This window comes from Variovorax davisae, assembly GCF_030316845.1.
Lineage (GTDB): Bacteria > Pseudomonadota > Gammaproteobacteria > Burkholderiales > Burkholderiaceae_C > Variovorax > Variovorax davisae.
This window is the reverse complement of sequence record NZ_JASZYS010000003.1, coordinates 514,985-532,104: the sequence shown is the minus strand read 5'-3', so window position 1 is coordinate 532,104 and position 17,120 is coordinate 514,985. Positions and strand designations below refer to the sequence as shown.

The 17,120-nt window shown below is 62.3% G+C and carries 19 protein-coding genes; 13 read left to right on the top strand and 6 right to left on the bottom strand.

Annotated features, from left to right (window positions below; all coding sequences use genetic code 11):
- Positions 1–116: 116 nt before the first annotated feature.
- From QTI33_RS09990 to QTI33_RS09965, 6 genes are all read left to right on the top strand, one after another.
- Entirely contained in the window at positions 117–1,100 is a 984-nt protein-coding gene (locus tag QTI33_RS09990) for a Bug family tripartite tricarboxylate transporter substrate binding protein (protein ID WP_286505652.1), read from the top strand.
- Positions 1,100–2,224 carry an NAD(P)/FAD-dependent oxidoreductase gene (locus QTI33_RS09985; protein WP_444814825.1) on the top strand — a complete coding sequence of 375 codons (1,125 nt, stop codon included), beginning with the start codon at positions 1,100–1,102 and terminating at the stop codon, positions 2,222–2,224. The genes QTI33_RS09990 and QTI33_RS09985 overlap by 1 nt, the downstream gene beginning before the upstream one ends.
- Entirely contained in the window at positions 2,205–2,501 is a 297-nt protein-coding gene (locus QTI33_RS09980; RefSeq protein ID WP_286505651.1) for a (2Fe-2S)-binding protein, read from the top strand. The genes QTI33_RS09985 and QTI33_RS09980 overlap by 20 nt, the downstream gene beginning before the upstream one ends.
- The gene (locus QTI33_RS09975) at positions 2,498–3,898 is read left to right on the top strand and encodes an FAD/NAD(P)-dependent oxidoreductase (RefSeq protein ID WP_286505649.1); all 1,401 of its coding nucleotides are present in this window, start codon (positions 2,498–2,500) and stop codon (positions 3,896–3,898) included. Before QTI33_RS09980 ends, QTI33_RS09975 begins: the two co-directional genes overlap by 4 nt.
- A 234-nt stretch (positions 3,899–4,132) precedes the next feature.
- Positions 4,133–4,504, top strand: a complete 372-nt coding sequence (locus QTI33_RS09970; protein ID WP_286505648.1) for a RidA family protein — start codon at positions 4,133–4,135, stop codon at positions 4,502–4,504.
- The gene (locus tag QTI33_RS09965; protein ID WP_286505647.1) at positions 4,504–5,589 is read left to right on the top strand and encodes a porin; all 1,086 of its coding nucleotides are present in this window, start codon (positions 4,504–4,506) and stop codon (positions 5,587–5,589) included. Before QTI33_RS09970 ends, QTI33_RS09965 begins: the two co-directional genes overlap by 1 nt.
- Before the next feature lie 169 nt (positions 5,590–5,758).
- Here QTI33_RS09965 and QTI33_RS09960 read toward each other — a convergent pair whose 3' ends face one another.
- Complete coding sequence (locus QTI33_RS09960; protein WP_286505765.1) at positions 5,759–6,718, bottom strand: tripartite tricarboxylate transporter substrate binding protein; 960 nt, start codon at positions 6,716–6,718, stop codon at positions 5,759–5,761.
- Positions 6,719–6,802: 84 nt separating this feature from the next.
- The gene (locus QTI33_RS09955) at positions 6,803–8,338 is read right to left on the bottom strand and encodes a class I adenylate-forming enzyme family protein (protein ID WP_286505646.1); all 1,536 of its coding nucleotides are present in this window, start codon (positions 8,336–8,338) and stop codon (positions 6,803–6,805) included.
- Between the two features lie 335 nt (positions 8,339–8,673).
- Here QTI33_RS09955 and QTI33_RS09950 point away from each other — a divergent pair, with 335 nt between their 5' ends.
- The 7 genes from QTI33_RS09950 (at position 8,674) to QTI33_RS09920 (ending at position 13,082) form a co-directional block, all read left to right on the top strand.
- A complete protein-coding gene (locus QTI33_RS09950; protein WP_286505645.1) occupies positions 8,674–9,402 on the top strand; it encodes an SDR family oxidoreductase in 729 nt (242 codons plus the stop codon).
- On the top strand, positions 9,402–10,190 hold the full coding sequence (locus QTI33_RS09945) for an enoyl-CoA hydratase (protein WP_286505643.1): 789 nt from the start codon (positions 9,402–9,404) through the stop codon (positions 10,188–10,190). The genes QTI33_RS09950 and QTI33_RS09945 overlap by 1 nt, the downstream gene beginning before the upstream one ends.
- The gene (locus QTI33_RS09940) at positions 10,171–10,788 is read left to right on the top strand and encodes a 2-hydroxychromene-2-carboxylate isomerase (protein ID WP_286505642.1); all 618 of its coding nucleotides are present in this window, start codon (positions 10,171–10,173) and stop codon (positions 10,786–10,788) included. The genes QTI33_RS09945 and QTI33_RS09940 overlap by 20 nt, the downstream gene beginning before the upstream one ends.
- 44 nt (positions 10,789–10,832) lie before the next feature.
- Positions 10,833–11,834: an NAD(P)H-dependent flavin oxidoreductase gene (locus QTI33_RS09935; RefSeq protein ID WP_286505641.1), complete on the top strand. Its 1,002-nt coding sequence runs from the start codon at positions 10,833–10,835 to the stop codon at positions 11,832–11,834.
- Between the two features lie 109 nt (positions 11,835–11,943).
- On the top strand, positions 11,944–12,381 hold the full coding sequence (locus tag QTI33_RS09930; protein WP_286505640.1) for an IclR family transcriptional regulator: 438 nt from the start codon (positions 11,944–11,946) through the stop codon (positions 12,379–12,381).
- A complete protein-coding gene (locus QTI33_RS09925; RefSeq protein WP_444814824.1) occupies positions 12,294–12,752 on the top strand; it encodes an IclR family transcriptional regulator domain-containing protein in 459 nt (152 codons plus the stop codon). The genes QTI33_RS09930 and QTI33_RS09925 overlap by 88 nt, the downstream gene beginning before the upstream one ends.
- 201 nt (positions 12,753–12,953) lie before the next feature.
- Positions 12,954–13,082, top strand: coding sequence for a hypothetical protein (locus tag QTI33_RS09920; RefSeq protein WP_286505637.1), 129 nt, complete (start codon positions 12,954–12,956; stop codon positions 13,080–13,082).
- A 75-nt stretch (positions 13,083–13,157) separates the two neighbouring features.
- On the opposite strand, the gene QTI33_RS09915 is transcribed toward QTI33_RS09920, so the two are convergent.
- From QTI33_RS09915 to QTI33_RS09900, 4 genes are all read right to left on the bottom strand, one after another.
- Positions 13,158–13,451 (bottom strand): hypothetical protein, encoded by a 294-nt coding sequence (locus tag QTI33_RS09915; RefSeq protein ID WP_286505636.1) that lies wholly within the window; start codon positions 13,449–13,451, stop codon positions 13,158–13,160.
- A gap of 1,045 nt (positions 13,452–14,496) precedes the next feature.
- Positions 14,497–14,916: an RraA family protein gene (locus tag QTI33_RS09910; protein WP_286505635.1), complete on the bottom strand. Its 420-nt coding sequence runs from the start codon at positions 14,914–14,916 to the stop codon at positions 14,497–14,499.
- 10 nt (positions 14,917–14,926) lie between these two features.
- Positions 14,927–15,598 carry a DUF6537 domain-containing protein gene (locus QTI33_RS09905; protein WP_286505634.1) on the bottom strand — a complete coding sequence of 224 codons (672 nt, stop codon included), beginning with the start codon at positions 15,596–15,598 and terminating at the stop codon, positions 14,927–14,929.
- A 559-nt stretch (positions 15,599–16,157) separates the two neighbouring features.
- On the bottom strand, positions 16,158–17,120 hold the full coding sequence (locus QTI33_RS09900) for a Bug family tripartite tricarboxylate transporter substrate binding protein (RefSeq protein WP_286505633.1): 963 nt from the start codon (positions 17,118–17,120) through the stop codon (positions 16,158–16,160).

Here is a 17,120-nt window from a genome sequence, read left to right as displayed (position 1 = left end):
ACAACATCGATAGTGGTTCCCACGGTTCCGAAAATCGCCTTGGCTCACTAACATAGGCATCGACAGGTTGTTCTTTCAGGAACTCATCGAAATCTCATCATCCATTTCTTCCCACCATGAAATTCGATCTTTCAACCATGCGTCGCACAGGTGCTGTCATGTTGCTGTGCTTTGCGGGCGTGATGCGGGCCGCTCATGCAGCCTATCCGGACAAGCCCGTGCGTTGGATCGTTCCCGGTGCTGCCGGCGGTGCCGCCGACGCCATTGCGCGCGTGGTGGCTACCGCGGTCAGTGAGCGCTGGGGGCAGCCCATCGTCATCGACAACCGGCCAGGTGCCACGGGCCTCATTGCCAACGATGCGACTGCGAAGGCCGCGCCCGACGGGTACACGTTGGGGCAGGCCACGCTTTCGACGTTCGTGGTGGCCAACGTCGTTGCCAAGCGCTTGCCCTACAAGGCAACCGAAGACTTCACACCCATCGCGATGCTGTGTACCAGCCCGAATCTGCTGAGCGTAACGCGGAGCCTGCCCGTCAAGTCGGTCAAGGAACTCATTGCCTACACGAAGGCGCATCCGCATGAGTTGTTCTACGGCTCGTCCGGGTCGGGTTCCGCTCTGCACGTGGTGACCGAGTTGTTCCGGGGAAGTGCCGGCATCGACATCACGCACGTGCCCTACAAGAGCAATCCGGCAGCGGAAATGGACCTGGCGGCAGGGCAGATTCAGCTCATGATCGGCAACATCACCTCGATGGAGCCCAACGTCAAAGCGGGGCGCCTTCGAGCGCTAGCCGTTACCGGGCCCAAGCGGTCGCCGTTGCTGCCCAACGTGCCCACGATGGCAGAAGCCGGGGTGCCCGCCGCGGAAATGCTGACCTGGGGCGGCGTGATGGGGCCGGCAAGGCTGCCCGCGCCGATCGTGCAAAAGATCAATGCCGATTTCAATGCGGTACTCAATGATCCCAAGGTGATCAAGCGACTCGCCGACCTGGGATGCGACCCAGCGCCCGCGTCCGTTTCGACATTCACCGAGCTGATCAAGACAGAGAATGAAAAATGGGGCGCCGTGGTCAAGAAGAACAACATCACGGCGGACTGATGACCGACTACGACGTGATCGTGGCGGGAGCCGGCATGGTCGGCGCCGCCGTCGGCTACGGGCTGGCCGGGCTGAACCGGCGCGTTCTCATGCTGGACGGCTCCGACACCGATCTTCGCGCCGCCAAGGCCAACTTTGGGCTCGTGTGGGCTCATGGCAAGGGGATCAACGACCCCGCATACCAACGCCTGACGATTCAAGCCTGCGAAGCCTGGCCGGAGTTTGCGGCCCGGCTGGAAGAAGAAACCGGCATGGCACTCGCCTACGAGCGCAAGGGTGGCTTGCACTTCTGTCTGAGCGACGCCGACCTGTCAGCCCGCGCCGCACAAATGGATGTGTGGCACGCCCAGACGCCGGACCTTGCACCTTCTGCCCATGTGCTAAACCGCGACGAACTGATTCGCCGTTTCCCGTCGATGCGTCTCGGCGCAGAGGTGGCCGGGGCGACCCTTGGAGACCTCGACGGCCAAGTCAACCCGATGCGCTTGCTGGCGGCCATGCTGGCGGCGTACCTGCGTCGAGGTGGAGCGCTGCGAAGCAACCACGCGGTGACCGCCATCCACCCCCTGCCTGGCGGCGGCTTCGAGGTGGTGGCCGGTGGGTTTCGCGCGCGTGCCGAGCGCGTCCTCATCGCCGCGGGTCTGGGTTCGTCGGCACTGGGCCCGATGGTCGGACTGGACGTGCCCTTGCGGCCGCTGCGGGGTCAGATCCTCGTGACGGAACGATTGGCGCCATTGTTGCCCGTACCGGCCAGTGGGCTGCGGCAGACGGGCGAAGGCACCGTGATGATCGGCGTGACCCAGGAAGACGTGGGCTTCGACCTGTCCACGACGACCGAGGGCGCGGTGCGCATGACGCGCAAGGCCTTGCGCATCCTCCCGGACCTTGCGAAAGCGAAGCTCGTTCGCCAATGGGCGTGCCTGCGGGTCATGACGCCGGACGGCAACCCCGTGTACGCCAGCTCTGTCAGTCACCCCGGCGCGGACATCGCCACCTGTCATTCCGGCGTCACCTTGGCCTCGTTCCACGCCGGCGCCTATGCCGAGGCGTTGGCCAGCGGTGGGCTGCCGGACTCCCTTCGGATCTTTCACCATGAGCGCTTCAATGTTCCGAAAAATCAATGACGCCGTTAGCCCACTGCTGACGCTCACGGTCGACGGGCAAGCCGTGACCGCCGAGATCGGCGAAACCGTGGCCGCCGTGCTGCTTCGGCAGCCGATGTCGGCCAGCCGCACCACCCCAGTGAGTGGGAGCCCGCGTGCACCGTTCTGCATGATGGGTGTGTGCTTCGACTGCCTGGCCATCGTAGACGGCGCATCGTCGACGCAGTCCTGCCTGATCACCGTGCGCGAAGGTATGCGCGTCGAGCGCCAGTACGGCCGCAGGAGCCTCGCGTCATGACGCGCGACTTCGATGCTGTGGTCGTCGGCGCAGGACCGGCCGGCATGAGCGCGGCCATCGGCATGCGCGGGCAGGGACTGTCTGTGTTGGTCGTGGACGAACAGCCCGCGCCGGGCGGTCAGATCTGGCGCGGGGTGGAAGCGATGGCGCCTACGCCGACGGGTGCGCTGCTCGGCGACGAGTACCGCTCGGGTGCCGTTCTTGCCGGACGCTTCCGCGCCTGTGGCGCTCACTATGAGCCTCAGACGCAGGTCTGGCAAGTCGAGCCTGGCTGGCAGGTCTACATGAAGAGGGGTGGACACGCAGAAATGGTGCGAGCCATGCACGTTGTCCTGGCGCTCGGCGCGCAGGAGCGGCCAGCGCCGTTTCCGGGGTGGACCCTGCCTGGCGTGCTGACGGTCGGCGCGGCCCAGATCCTGTTGAAGACGTCCCGCCAGGTTCCGTCGGAACCGGTTTGGGTTGCGGGCAGCGGGCCCCTGCCGCTGCTGTACATGGCGCAGCTGCTGCGCGCCGGCGGCAGTATTGCAGGTTGGCTCGACACGGCGCCCGTCGGTGGCTGGCTGCGCACCTTGCCCTCGATCGGCGCTGCACTGGCGAGCTGGGGAGACGTCGGCAAGGGTTTGGCCTGGCTGCAGGAACTCAGGGCAGCTGGCGTGACGCGTGTACGCGGTGTGACCGCCGTGCGGGCGCTGGGCGAGGGCCGCCTGCAGGAGATCGAATACACACGAGCCGATGGCAAGTCGATGCGTGCGCCGGCCACCGTGCTGCTGTCGCACGAGGGTGTGGTTCCATCCATTCACATGACGCGTGCGCTCGATTGCGCCCACCGCTGGAATACACAGCAAGCGTGCCTCACGCCCGACCTGGACGCCTGGGGGCAGACCAGCAAGCAGCGCGTGTACGTGGCAGGCGACGGCGCCGGCATCGGCGGCGCCCTGGCCGCGTGCGTGCGTGGCGAATTGGTCGCGCTGGGCGTTGCAATGCATTCCGGCCGACTGTCGCCGGATGAGGCCATCGCACGCGCTGCGCCCTTGCGCAAAAAGCTGAAAGGGTTGCTGCGCCTGCGTCCCATGCTCGATGCGCTCTACCCACCGCGGTCCGACATTTTTGCGCCGCCCGACGACACCATCGTCTGCCGCTGTGAAGAGCTGACGGCCGGCGACATCCGCAAGGCCGCCGCCATCGGTCAGCCCGGACCGAATCAACTCAAGTCGTACACCCGCGCCGGGATGGGGCCCTGCCAAGGCCGCCAGTGTGGCTACACGATCTCCCACATCCTCGCGGCGCAGCAGAAGCGGCAGGTGTCGGAAGTGGGCTTCTACCGCATTCGCCCGCCATTGAAGCCGCTGACGCTGGAAGAACTGGCGTCGCTGAACGTCGAGCAGGAAAACGTGTGAGGGACCTTCGTTCTTGGGCGACATGAGCCCTTGACGGCCAGTTGGTGCCAGCACGTGCTCGCGTTCGATATCAGAGCGTCTCGTCGTGCAGTGGCCTGTTTTTACCTGCGGTCGGAAGCCTCGACCGCGGGTGACTTAACCGCTTAGCAACCCGCGGTACTCCCCATTGGGAAAGCACGGCTACTAGCTAGTCGGGCATGGGTTCGTCTGTAACTTTTGAAAAGAGAGAAATGCATGAGGGAAATCCGTCGACACGCCACTACTTCGCGTCGCAGCAGCGCCGTGGTCTACAACGGGATGGCATTCATCGGTGGGCAGACGGCTGAGGATCGCACCCTTGATATACGCGGGCAGACCCGCCAGGTCCTCGCAAAGATTGACAGGCTGCTGGCCGAGGCTGGAACGAGCAAGAGTCGTCTGCTGAGTGTCCAAATCTGGCTGAAGGACATCACCCACGATTTTGCGGGGATGAACGAAATCTGGGACACGTGGACGGCTCCAGGCAATGCGCCGACCCGCGCAACCGTTCAATGCGCTTTGGGCCTTCCAGAGATCTTGATCGAAGTCATCGTCACTGCAGCCGTCGATGAGGCTGAAGTCGAGTAATGGGTGCCGTCACCCGCACCCATGAAGGCACGTTCAAAGTCTCAACCACAATTTCGATGCGCAAAACCGCTCTCGCATTCTTCTCTTCGCTCCTCTTGATGAGTGGCGCAAACGCTCAAACCTCAGTGACATTGTTCGGCATCACCGATGCGACGATTCGCTATGTCAGCAATGACTATGCCTCCATGACCTCTCTCACGACAAGCGGGATGAACAGTTCGCGCCTCGGCTTCCGTGGTACGGAAGACCTGGGTGGCGGCCTGCAAGCGTCGTTCTGGCTGGAGAACGGCTTCGGCCCGGACACCGGCACCCTGGTCGATCCCTCACGCTTCTTCAATCGCAGATCCACCGTCAGCCTTTCTAGCGGTGCATTGGGCGAGATCAAGCTGGGCCGCGACATCACGCCAAGCTACATCGCGTTCGCCACCGTGGATCCGTTTGGAGACAACGGTATTGGGGGAGTCTCTGTGCTGTTGAGTGCTCTCGGAAGTGGTGCGCTCACTTTGACCCGCGCAGACAATCTTGTGACCTATTCGCTTCCAGCGAATCTAGGTGGATTCTTTGGGCAAGTCGGGGTTGCACCAGCCGAGGGCGTGGTCGGTGCCAAATATGCGGGTGGCATGGTTGGCTGGCGCAACGAAAAACTCCTCGTGAACGCGTCATATGCCGAGACCACCATCGTTGCCGACAAATACGAACAGGCGGTGCTTGCCGCGAGCTACGACTTTGGGCCAGCCAAAGTATCTGCAGAGGCAGTTCAAGGCAAGTACAAGGTGTCCAAGCAGAACTACTATCTGCTTGGCGTCACAGTCCCTGTGGGAGCCGGCCTTTTGCGGGCGAGCTATACCTTCAGCGAGATGGAGGGCCCCGCCGTTCGCGGCCAAGCATTGGCCAATGGCGACGATGCGAGCCGCATCGCGGTGGGATACATCTACTATCTGTCAACGCGTACCGCGCTCTACACCACCGTTGCTCGAATTCAGAACAAGGGTGCTTCGAAGATCTCGTTCAGTGGCGGTCCGGCCTTGCTGGTGGCGGGCGGGACTTTGAGAGGCATTGACTTGGGTCTCCGTCACGCTTTCTGAAGCCAAGGGAGCGCTGACGTTTGCGAAGCGACCTAGCTGGCGCTCCATGTGGCCGTGGCGCGAAGACGGTGCTGGCATGCGCCGCCGTGCTTCAGGGCGGGCTCCATGCAGACGCTGGTCTCCTCGTCTAGCAGAAAGCCCGATAGCAACGAGAGTCGCGCGTGAATCGCTACTTCTGAGAAAGACCGAGGATATCGAGGATTTCCTTCTCGCGCTTCATCGACTCCACGGCGAAAGCTTGGTACTCCTTCGGCGATTTGTAGTCGGGCTCCATGTCAAAGCGGGCGAGAACATCCTTGAATTCCTTGGTCTCCATGGCCTGCTTGAATGCGGCATGAAGCCTTCCCGCGACGATCGGATCCATCCCCTTGGGACCCACCAGTCCCCACGGAGAGGTTTGAACAATGTTCAGGCCGCTCTCCTTGAGCGTCGGGACGCTCGGATATCGGCTCATCCGCTTGTTTCCCCACACCGCGATCAGCCTCAGCTTGCCAGCGTCCACATAGGGCACGAAGGCCGAGGTCTCGGCCGCGGAATCGACTTGTCCAGCCACGATGGCCTGGAGCGACTCTGCCGACCCCTTGTAGGGGATGTGGTTGAGGCTGATGTCGTAGTGCCTCGACACCTGTTCCATGGTCAGGTGGTTTGTCGTTGCCACCCCCGGCGTGCTGTACGTCAACTTTCCTGGGTTGGCCTTCGCGTACGCGACGTAGTCGTCGAGGTTCTTGATCGGTGAGTTCGCGGGCACGACGATGGCGAAGGCATAGCCTGTCAGTCCGATGATATATGTGAGGTCCTTCGCAGGGTCCCATTTGATCGCTTGTGTATAAGGCAACCGATAAACCCCCGCAGGGGCGATGGCGAGCGTGTAGCCATCCGGCGCCGCCGACTGCAGCGTCTGCGTCGGAATGACCCCGGCTGCGCCTGGCTTGTTCTCTATCACGACCGGTTGCTTCAGAATCGCACCTACCTTTTCAGCCAGAACACGCATCGGGGCATCCGTCGATCCTCCCGGCGCGAATCCAAGCATCACGCGAATCGGACGAGACGGATATGCCTCTGGTTTTTCCTGAGCGCGCGACGGGTTGGAGAGGCCGATGGCAGCCACGGCGATTACGGCAAGAGCCATGTTCCTTGATACGGATTTCAATTGTTGTCTCCTTGGAATGGGGTGACGAACTGTTGGTGGGTGAGAGGGTGCGTTTGCACCATGTCAGTTGCGGATCGATGATTTCGCAAGCTCTCGAAGTAGATGCTTGAGGACCTTCCCGTTCGGAGCCGATGGCAGCGCCTTCAAGATTCGAATATCGGTTGGCTGCTTGTACGGCGAGAGATGTTTGCGCAGATAGGCACGCAGGTCGCCCAGGTTCAGTTCGATACCTTCTTTGGTCTCGATGAATGCGACGACTTCCTCGTTGTGCTCGACTTCGCGGCCCACCACCGCCGACTGGACGACTGCCGCGTGCGCGTTGAGCACTTGCTCGACTTCGAGCGGATACACGTTGAAGCCCGAGCGGATGATGAGCTCCTTCGTGCGCCCAGAAATGAACAACGCACCATCAGGCCCGACGCGAGCCATGTCACCGGTGTTGAACCATCCCTCGTCGTTGACGACAGCCGCCGTGAGAGCCGCGTTCTTGTAGTAGCCCTTCATGACACCAGGCCCAGTCGCCCAAAGCTCACCGACCTCTCCGGGTGGGACGTCGCGCCCTTCAGAATCAACGATTCGAACCTTGACGCCTGGGATGGGCGGTCCAACGGAACAATCGGTGCGGTTTCCACCGGGTCCGGTTTGGGCGATCGTCGGGGCGGTCTCGGTCAGCCCGTACCCATTCTGAAGAGGCAGTGCAAACTCTCGTTCCACTTCGGCCTTGAGACTGGGCGTCAAAGGCGATCCCGCAACCGTGATGAGACGCAGATTCGGTGCCCGGATGGGCTTCTCTGCTTTCCGGGCCCACTCGAGCATGCGTGCGTAGAGGGCCGGAACGCCGGTAAAGATGGTCACACCACCCTTGGCCAGCGCTTCGAGCGCGCCCTCAGCGGTGAATCGAGGTTCCAAGAGCAAGGTGGCGCCCGCCGACATCGCCCCCAGGAACTGCGTTGACAACCCCACCACATGCGCCATCGGCAACACGCCGTACACCACGTCCCCGGGGCCGATGCCTCTCATGTCGCGTGCTGACGTGGCGACGAACATCATGCTGCCGTGGGTCAACATCACTCCCTTGGGAGAGCCGGTGGTGCCGGAGGTGTAGACCATGGCGGCGACTTGCTGACCCGGATCCGCGAAGCAGGGCTCGGCGTCGACATCCCCGGCCAATGGACCGATGGCGAGGGTGCCGAGATTCGAAGGAAATGGCACAGCCCCAGCTTGGGTCGCATGGGCCTGCGCATCCGGCGACACATGGCAAAGATAGAGAGCGCGACGCGCACCCGAGTGGCTCAGGGACTGATCGATCTCCCTCGATGTGAGGCGCGCATTCACGACGATCGTCCAGGCGTCGACCTTGCTCAGGGCGAGGAACAATACGCAGAGCGCGACACAGTTCTCCCCTACCAAAAGCACGCGGTCACCTGGCCGCACCTTTTCGTCCTCCAGGCGCCGAGCCATCGATTCCGCTTCATGCTCGAGTTGCCCATAGGTCAAGGAGACTTGGGCATCTCGAAGCGCAACGGCTTCTGGCTGAACGGCGACCCACGGGTGCAACAACTCATGCACCCTGCACGCAACTTCTGGCTCAGGCTTCATCTGGAATTCCTCGGCGGTTTGTCTCGGCGCTGAGTGTATGAAGCGAGAACGATCAACGGGAGATACTCAGTTCTGCATTGCAGAACAGCCCAGTCCAAAGGAGCCCCCTCGGGCGTCTCGAAGACTTCAGGCCAGCACGGGACGCAGGATGGGCGACGCCGCCGTCATTCGCAAGTTCTGCATTGCAGAACTCGTTTTGCGCCGATGTTCCGTTTTCAAAGGGGTTGAGCCGCAGAATTCACATCCTCGTGCTGCTTCCCAGGCCTCGAAGCAAAGCAGTTAGCCGCATCGGCTTTTCGGGCCGCTGCACCTATCCCCAACGATCAGGAGATGACATGAGTGAGAAGAAGGCGGTGCTTGTGATTGGCGCCGGCGATGCCACAGGAGGCGCCATTGCCAAGCGCTTCGCTCGCGAGGGCTACATCGCTTGCGTCACCCGGCGCAGCGCTGACAAGCTGGTTCCTCTGGTCGAGGAAATCAAGGCAGCTGGCGGCCAGGCCGTTGCCTTTGGCAGCGACGCGCGCAAGGAAGAAGAGATGGCGTCGCTGGTCGACACCATCGAGCGCGATATTGCGCCCATCGAAGTGGCTGTCTTCAACATCGGTGCCAACGTGCGGTTCGGCATCACCGAAACCACCGCCCGGGTCTACTTCAAGGTTTGGGAGATGGCTTGTTTCGGCGGCTTCTTGATGGGTAGAGAGGTCGCGGCGCGGATGTTGCCGCGACAGCGAGGAACCATCATCTTCACGGGTGCCACGGCGAGCCTGCGGGGTCGCGATGGTTTCGCGGCGTTCGCAGGAGCCAAGCACGCGTTGCGTGCGTTGGCGCAGTCGATGGCGCGCGAGCTTTGGCCGAAGGGCATCCACGTGGCGCACCCCATCATCGATGGCGCGATCGACACAGAGTTCATCCGGTCCAACTTCCCTGAACGTTACGCGTTGAAGGACGAAGGCGGCATTGTCTTGCCCGACAGCATCGCGGAAACCTACTGGCAGATCCACATGCAACCACGCAACGCATGGACCCATGAGACCGAGATTCGTCCTTGGATGGAGGCCTGGTGATGCACGAGATCACTCGAGAGGTTGACGATGGCCTCTGCCTCCTGGGCATCAACCGACCGTCGCGCAGAAACGCCCTGACGTCCGACATGTACATCGAGCTTGCGCAAGCCTTGGTCGAAGCTGAGCGCGACGAGAAGGTCCGCGCCGTCGTGATTCACGGGTCCGAATCCGCCTTTTGTGCTGGCAATGACAACGCCGACTTCGCCAGCCTACCGTCCATCGAGGGAGAGCGGCCTTCCGTCCGGTTCATGAAGGCGGTGATCGCGCTGGGGAAGCCGCTGCTCGCTGCAGTCAACGGCTCGGCGGTCGGCATCGGGGCAACGATGCTTTTGCATTGCGACCTGGTGTTTGCCGGCAGCTCTGCAAAACTGTCCTTTCCCTTCTCGAAGCTCGGTCTGTGTCCGGAATTCGCCTCGTCGCTGTTGCTGCCGGCGGCGCTGGGCCACCAGCGAGCGGCGGAACTGCTGATGCTCGGAGATGCAGTCGGTGCTGCGGACGCTCGAACGCTCGGTTTGGTCAACGCGGTGCTGCCGCCGCAGGAAGTCCTTCCGCACGCGGTGGCGGTCGCCCGCCGCTTGTGCGCTGCTTCTGCGCCCGCCCTTCGGTCCATCAAGTCGCTGATGCGAGGCGAGCCCGCCGCCGCGCATCTTCGCCGCCTCGAGCAGGAGAACCTGATGTTTGCGCAGTTGCTGCAGACGCCCCAGGCGAAAGCTGCCTTCGATGCCTTCCTGAATCCGCCCTCCCCTTCCACTTCGTCGAGACAGACCCATGAGCAACGCAGCCGCTGAGTTCCTTTTCGACTTCGGTAGCCCCAATGCGTACATGTGCCACCGTGTCTTGCGAGATATCCAGCGGCGCACCGGCACCCAGATCGAGTACGTTCCCATCTTGCTTGGCGGCTTGTTCAAGCTCACGAACAACCGGTCGCCCGCGGAGGCATTCGCGGCGATCCCGAGCAAGCGTGCTTACGATGCCTTGGAGATTCAGCGCTTCCTGGCCAAACACAAGATTTCGATTTTTCGAAAGAATGAGTTCTTTCCCGTCAACACGCTTCTCATCATGAGGGGCGCCGTGGCGTCGCAGAAGCTCGGTTGCTTCGACGCCTATGTGGCAACGGTCTTCTCCTGCATGTGGGAGCAGAGCCTGAACATGGCGGACCCGGCAGCGGTTCACGGTGCGCTCGAGGCAGCAGGCCTCGACGCGCAATCCATTCTGGAGGCCACGGAGGACGCCGACGTGAAGGAACGCCTGGGTTTCAACACGCAAAGGGCATTTGCGCGAGGCGCTTTCGGTTCGCCGACATTCTTCGTCGGTGACGAGATCTTCTTCGGCAAGGATCGGCTGAGAGAGGTCGAGGAAGAAATCCTGAAGCAGAAGGCCGGATGAGCGGCCAGCCGAGCGTCCGACACAGCCGCACGAACCTATCTACCATGAAGACAAGAATCACAGAACTGTTCGCGATCGAGCATCCCGTCATCCAAGGTGGAATGCATTTCGTTGGTCTTGCCGAGCTGGCGTCCGCTGTTTCCAACGCTGGCGGGCTGGGCATCATCACAGGCCTCACGCAGAGGACTCCCGAGCTGCTGGCCAAGGAAATTGCCAAGTGCCGGGAAATGACGGACAAGCCTTTTGGCGTCAACCTCACGTTCCTGCCCACGTTCGCGTCCCATCCGTACGCGGAGTACATCGCCGCGATTGCCGAGGGCGGCGTACAGATCGTCGAGACGGCCGGGCGCAGCCCCGAGCAGTACATGCCCGCGTTGAAGGCCGCCGGCATCAAGGTCATCCACAAATGCACCTCCGTCCGCCACGCCTTGAAAGCCGAGCAGATTGGCTGCGATGCCGTCAGCGTCGACGGATTCGAGTGCGGTGGGCATCCTGGCGAGGACGATGTGCCGAACATGATTCTGCTGCCGCGGGCAGCGGACGAACTGACTGTCCCCTTCGTGGCTTCCGGCGGGATGGCCGATGCGCGCAGTCTGGTCGCAGCGCTCGCGCTGGGAGCAGACGGCATCAACATGGGCACCCGATTCGTAGCCACCCAAGAGGCACCGGTTCACCCCAACGTCAAGCAGGCCATCGTCGACGCCTCGGAGCTCGATACGCGCCTGGTCATGCGACAGCTCCGCAATACCGAACGCGTTCTGAAGAATGCGGGGGTCGATGCCCTGCTGGCGGTCGAGCGCGAGAAGGGAGCTGCAGTCAGCATCTCGGACATTCGTGATTTCGTCGGAGGCGTCTATCCGAAAGTCATGGTGGACGGCCACATGGACGCCGGCGCCTGGAGCTGCGGCATGGTCGCCGGCTTGATTGACGACGTTCCATCGGTCGGCGAGTTGCTCTCCAGGATAATGCGCGAAGCTGAGGACATCATTTGCGGTCGGCTGTCTCGCTTCGTGGGTCGCGACGAAGTGGTTGCCAGCGTGGATTGAGCGGTTCCTCACAAGTTAGGTCGCGGAGCGTCACCGTCGCCCCGCGGAGTCCCCCGGCCACCGTGCGCTTCGCACCTCGATTCAGCTTACGCAGATGCCCAGAAGTGTCTTGAAGACAAGCGGAGATGCCCCCCGCCCTGCGCCCGCCGGGCGGCCTGTCAAGGAAGACCGCCACTTCGTCGCGGCATTGGCGAGGGGGCTGCAGGTGCTGCAGGCCTTCAAGTCGGGCGAGGAGCGTCTCGGAAACCAGGAACTGGCCGAAAGATGCTCCCTGCCGAAGTCGACCGTGTCCCGGTTGACGTACACACTCACCAAGCTCGGATTTCTCCACCACGACGACGATGCGGGCCGCTATCGACTGGGTATGGCGACGCTTTCGCTGGGCGGTACGACCCTGTCCAGGCTGGATGCGAAGGAAGTCAGTCGCCCGATCATGCAGAAGCTGGCAGACAGCACGCAATGCCTCGTTGCCCTCAGCATGCGGGAGGGGAGTCCATGCTTTATGTGGAGACCTGTCGGAGCGACTCTGTCGTCACCCTTCGGTTGAATCTAGGCTCCCGAATGCCGCTCGCAACCTCGTCGATGGGTCGGGCCTACCTGGCCGCGGTCAAGCCGGGTGCGCGCAAGGGGCTCGAGGACAGGATGCGCACGCTGGACCCAGCGAGTTGGCCGAGCATCGAAGATGGCATTCGCAAGGCAATCGACGAACTCGAAGAGTTTGGGTGCTGCAGTTCCTTCGGGGACTGGCGGCCCGAGGTGCATGGCATTGCGACTCCGCTGCGGGTGGGCAAGGGCATGCCGCTCATGGTCCTGAGCGCCGCCGGGCCTGCGCAGTCGATGCCTGCCGAGGTGTTCATGCGCGACATCAGGCCAGCGCTTTTGGCGGCGGCCCAAGAAATCGAAGGGCATTTTCAATGATCCATATACTCCACAACGTAGGTCTTCGGGTCTCCACCCGAAAAGCGCGCCGGATGATCCATGTCGGCCTGATCCACGTGAGGCGTATCTGCCCGAGATGTCGGGGCTCCACGTGCTGGCGCTCGAAGCAGCTTGCCAATACTGCAGACTCGCAAAACGGATACCTAAGAGCAGATCCAAGCACTGCAGCAGCAAATCGAGATGATTCAGGAGCAGATGAAGCGCATGGCGATGCCTGTTGAAGAAAAGGGAGCTGAAGCGGTGGCCTCGGCTAAAAATGCCCCGATAAGCAGCTTGCTGCTTGGAAGCCAAGTCGACACTCGCGTCTGATCGACCTTTTGTCGCCGGTGAGTGAGCGCGCAGGTCTCAATTCTTAGAACTCCTCGCGGACCCGGCTCGTGGGCCTTAAGCGCCCCCGCCATCGGTGCAGATCATGTAAATCACACGGTTGCGGCCATCGGTCAACTTCAAGGCCTCGATCTCCATTTTGCGCTGGCGAATGACCAGCACTCCATGATTATTGCCTTCATAGGGCGACGAAAGTTCAAGCGAATTGGCACTTGCGAAGCTGGCAGTCGTCACGCTCCCGCCCGTGAAATCGTCGATCGAATTTGAGTAGCTCCACGCTTCAAAAAACGCTGCGGCGAGCGCCCCGAACGCGAAGGCGGCTCCTGCCGCAAAGGTGATGAGCTTTTTCATTGGCCTTGTTCCACAAACGCTTCGGCAGCGCGGGCGAATCTTGCCTCGCGCCCAACGGACGATTGCAACAACTTATCACTGGCTGTGTCAGTTCTTTTCCTCGGCCATGAACTTCTCATGCCAGATGACTTTCACAAAATCATAGACGGAACGGAGGTGATATGCCTGAAGTATGCAGTCGCGTGGGGCGGTTGAACTTGTCAAGCGACATCAGGAACTGGCCCCCATGTTGCCTCACGGCGCAACGTTACCGAGCGCGTGAGGCTGTGTTGTTCGTTGCTGCAGCGATCATATGTTCCGCCCAGGCTCAGGCGGTGGTCAACGCGTGCGTTGTCCACGACGTCGATCAACTCCTGCGTGTTGACATGCTCACTTGACTCGCGACGTTCGTGCGCTCCGGCTGGCCCATCCAGCAGGTAGCACGTTACGTGAGGCTCGAGGCCGGGCTCACCCGGTAACAGTCCGGATGAGTCAATGCGGAGGGCAATTTGTCGTGTCGCCTGACAGAACTGATATTGAGGATATCCTTGGGCGCAAGTTCAGTGCGACGATGCGCGAATTAGGTATAGGTGCCTTCCGACTGGACTCGCTCCAGAGGCCACTTGCTCGGCCTCCCCGTCCGGTGCAAATTTGCAGCAAATCAGAGCTTGCGCAAAAGGAGACAGCCATGAAGCAGCAGCCCTCGACAAACTCAGCGCAGAAGACCACCACCAAGGCTGCACCCGTCAAGAGTCCGCCTGGCTCCGGGGAGAAGATTTGCCGAAGCTGTGGAGGCTCCGGACGGGATGCAGACAGGCGCCCGTGTGCGAATTGCTCCGGTACCGGGAAGGTGCATTAGCGTGCGCGGTTGCCCGCTGGTACCGGCAGACGCATTCATTGCCTGGCCTCCGCCCGAAAGGGAGCCTACGCCGTCTTCACCACCGTGAGGAATTCCGGCGCGTGCCTGCCCTGCTCGCACGGCCCATAGATCGAGCCCCCGCGGTCGCCGAAAGGCACGTGGTAGTAATAGACTCACTTCAGCGCCAGAGCCTGACGGGCGTGATGGTCAATCCGCCGACGGCCGGGGGTGGACTCGTTGGCCGTGCCCGGCGCCTCCTATTAGCTTCACCTCGGATCGCGCTACAGTCGCAAGGGCCTTGACGCCGATGTCCATCCGGTTGATCTCGACCCGGTCGCGGACAGCGCCATTCACGATCACGCCTTCCCACCTATTGCGTGCCGCGAGGCCAGCCATGATGTCCCCGAAGAGAGCCCGCCAGGCAAGGCCTGCCCCGTCGATCACCAGGTCCTGCCCTTCGCCGCGCTGGCGAAGCAACTCACGAACGACGCTGATCCCCTGGACGTAGCGCACCGTGCGAATCGCGCCCGAGAATGCTCGTCGCCGCCCGAAACCTAGGAATGGGAGTTCGCATGCTTGCGCTTTGGCGCAGGCATCACAGATGTCAGTGGTCTTGTAGGAACTCATCGCTTGCACCTCATGCAGCCGTTGGAACCTGTCCAACCGTTCGCTTTTCAACGTAGCCGGCCGCCAACCGTTCCAGCGCCTGATCGCGTACCCCAAGCGCCTGCGTGGAATGCGCCTCGCGTACATGACCGTAGCCGCGGAGCTTCTTCGGAACGCGCGGCAATTCGCAAAGCGCCGTGCGGGATCTGGCATCGACTGCGCCGGCCAAGGCTTGCTCGATGTGCTGGACGTCGGCATCGTAGCGACGTACCCATTCGGCAGCGAGCTTGCGCTCCGGGCTATATTGCCACGGGTCGGCCCACGTGTTGCGCAAGCGGCGCATAGCAGCCAGCGTCTTCATGGCGGAGACGATCCATTCGCGCAACTCCCGCTTCACGGGCTTGCCCGTCACCGGGTGGTTCGTAGCCACGGCGCCGCCACCGAGATGGAAGTGGAAGTCCACGGCGCCTTCGAACTGCGACTCGATCTGCGAGCGGAAACCAGGGTCCATCAACAGGCGCGCGACCTCGAATTCGTCCTTGCGGGCCAGCAGCATGTAGTAGCCGCACGCGGCGAAAGTGGCCGGCCGTTCTCCGTGCCCGGCCCGCTTTTCAGCCGCAGCGATCGCGTCGATGCGCGCTTTATAACGCTTCGCAAGCGCTGCCCCTTCGTACGCTGTGAGTTCCCTGCGGTGCAGCTCCATCCACTGGGCAAGCGTGCGCGGCTGGGTAGCGACGAAATGAACCGTTTGCGCCTTGGGCTCGCTGAACGAGGCAGCCCATGCGGCATCGTGCGCCGCGCGGCGGCCCAGGTCAAAGGCGCGCGAATCAGTCGGGCGCCGGATTCGGCGGCGATGGCTTCAAGGATCGCTTCGAGCCGCACCGGGATCCAGCCCTTTTGCCAAGCCATTCCGGGGAGCATGGCATTGGCGCCAATGCTGTCACCGAGCTCCTTCTCTGCGATCAGCGAAGCGTCGGTGACCTCTGTCTGGGTGGACACTTCCCCAATGCGGGCCAGCACCCGCTCAGGGTCAGCTTGCCAGTCCAGGTTCCGCGTCAAGTCTTCGGACGGCATCACGCCTGCATTGATGACCCCATTGCGGCGGAGGGTTGCAGCCGAGTCAGGACATCCGGCTCGCCGGTGACCCGCAGGTCGCAGCCGATCACGACGTCGCCCCGCCCGGGAGGGGGATCCGTCCGGCCGCCAGTGTGCAATCGGGGTTTCCACGTGCCGTATCCCGGCCCTCTCGAAAGGTGGATGGATCAGGGGTTGCCCCTCATGACTCGGCGGGCTGCCTTGTCATCCAGAGCAAGCGAGCGTTCGAACTCCTTGGGCGACTGCAGCTCCGGAACGATGCCCTGGCTTCGAAGCGCTCGTTGCGCCGCTTCCGTTGCAAAGGCCTTCGAGATGCCGGCATACAGTTGCTCGGCCATTGCGTCGGAGATCCCGGCCGGCGCCAGGAATCCGTACCAAACATTCGCGAGGAAGTCCACTTCTCCCGTGAGCTCTGCCAGCGTTGGCGTGGCAGGCAACTGAGAGATCCGCGCCGTCGACCCGACGGCCAGCGCGCGCAATTTTCCGCCTTCGATGAGCGAGCTGGCGGCCGGAAGCGAGGAGAACGCAGCGAGGACGTGCCCCGCCGTCACATCGATCAGCGATTGCGGCGTCGACTTGTAGAGAACCTCTTCAAAGCGAAGGCCGTATTTCGCCTTCAATCGCTCCATTGCCAGATAGCCTGCGGAGCCCACGCCGGGTGACGCATAGTTGGCCTTTGCAGGGTGGCTCTTGGCGAAGGCCAACAGTTGCTCCAGCGTCTTAGTCTCGCTTTGCGCCGAGACCACCAACACCATCGGAACCGTTCCCACCCTGGCAAGCGGCTTGAAATCGGCCATGGGGTTGTAGAGGGGCCGGTCTTGCGTGAGCGGAAACGTCACGAATGGCGGATTGGCATTCAACATGATGGTCGTGCCGTCTGGCTTTGCACGCGCCACGCTGGCCGATCCGATGGCCCCCGACGCGCCCACGCGGTTATCCACCACGACGGTCCTTTCAAGCGTCGTCTGCAGCGGGGCCAAAAGGCTCCGCGCTACTGCATCGACGCCCGTGCCGGCGGCGTGCGGAACAATCAGCATGATCTCCTTGGCAGGTTCCTGAGCATCGGCTTGCGCTGAGGACGCCACGCAGATTGCTGTCACGGCCGTGACGATGAGCTTGGGCAACCGCAT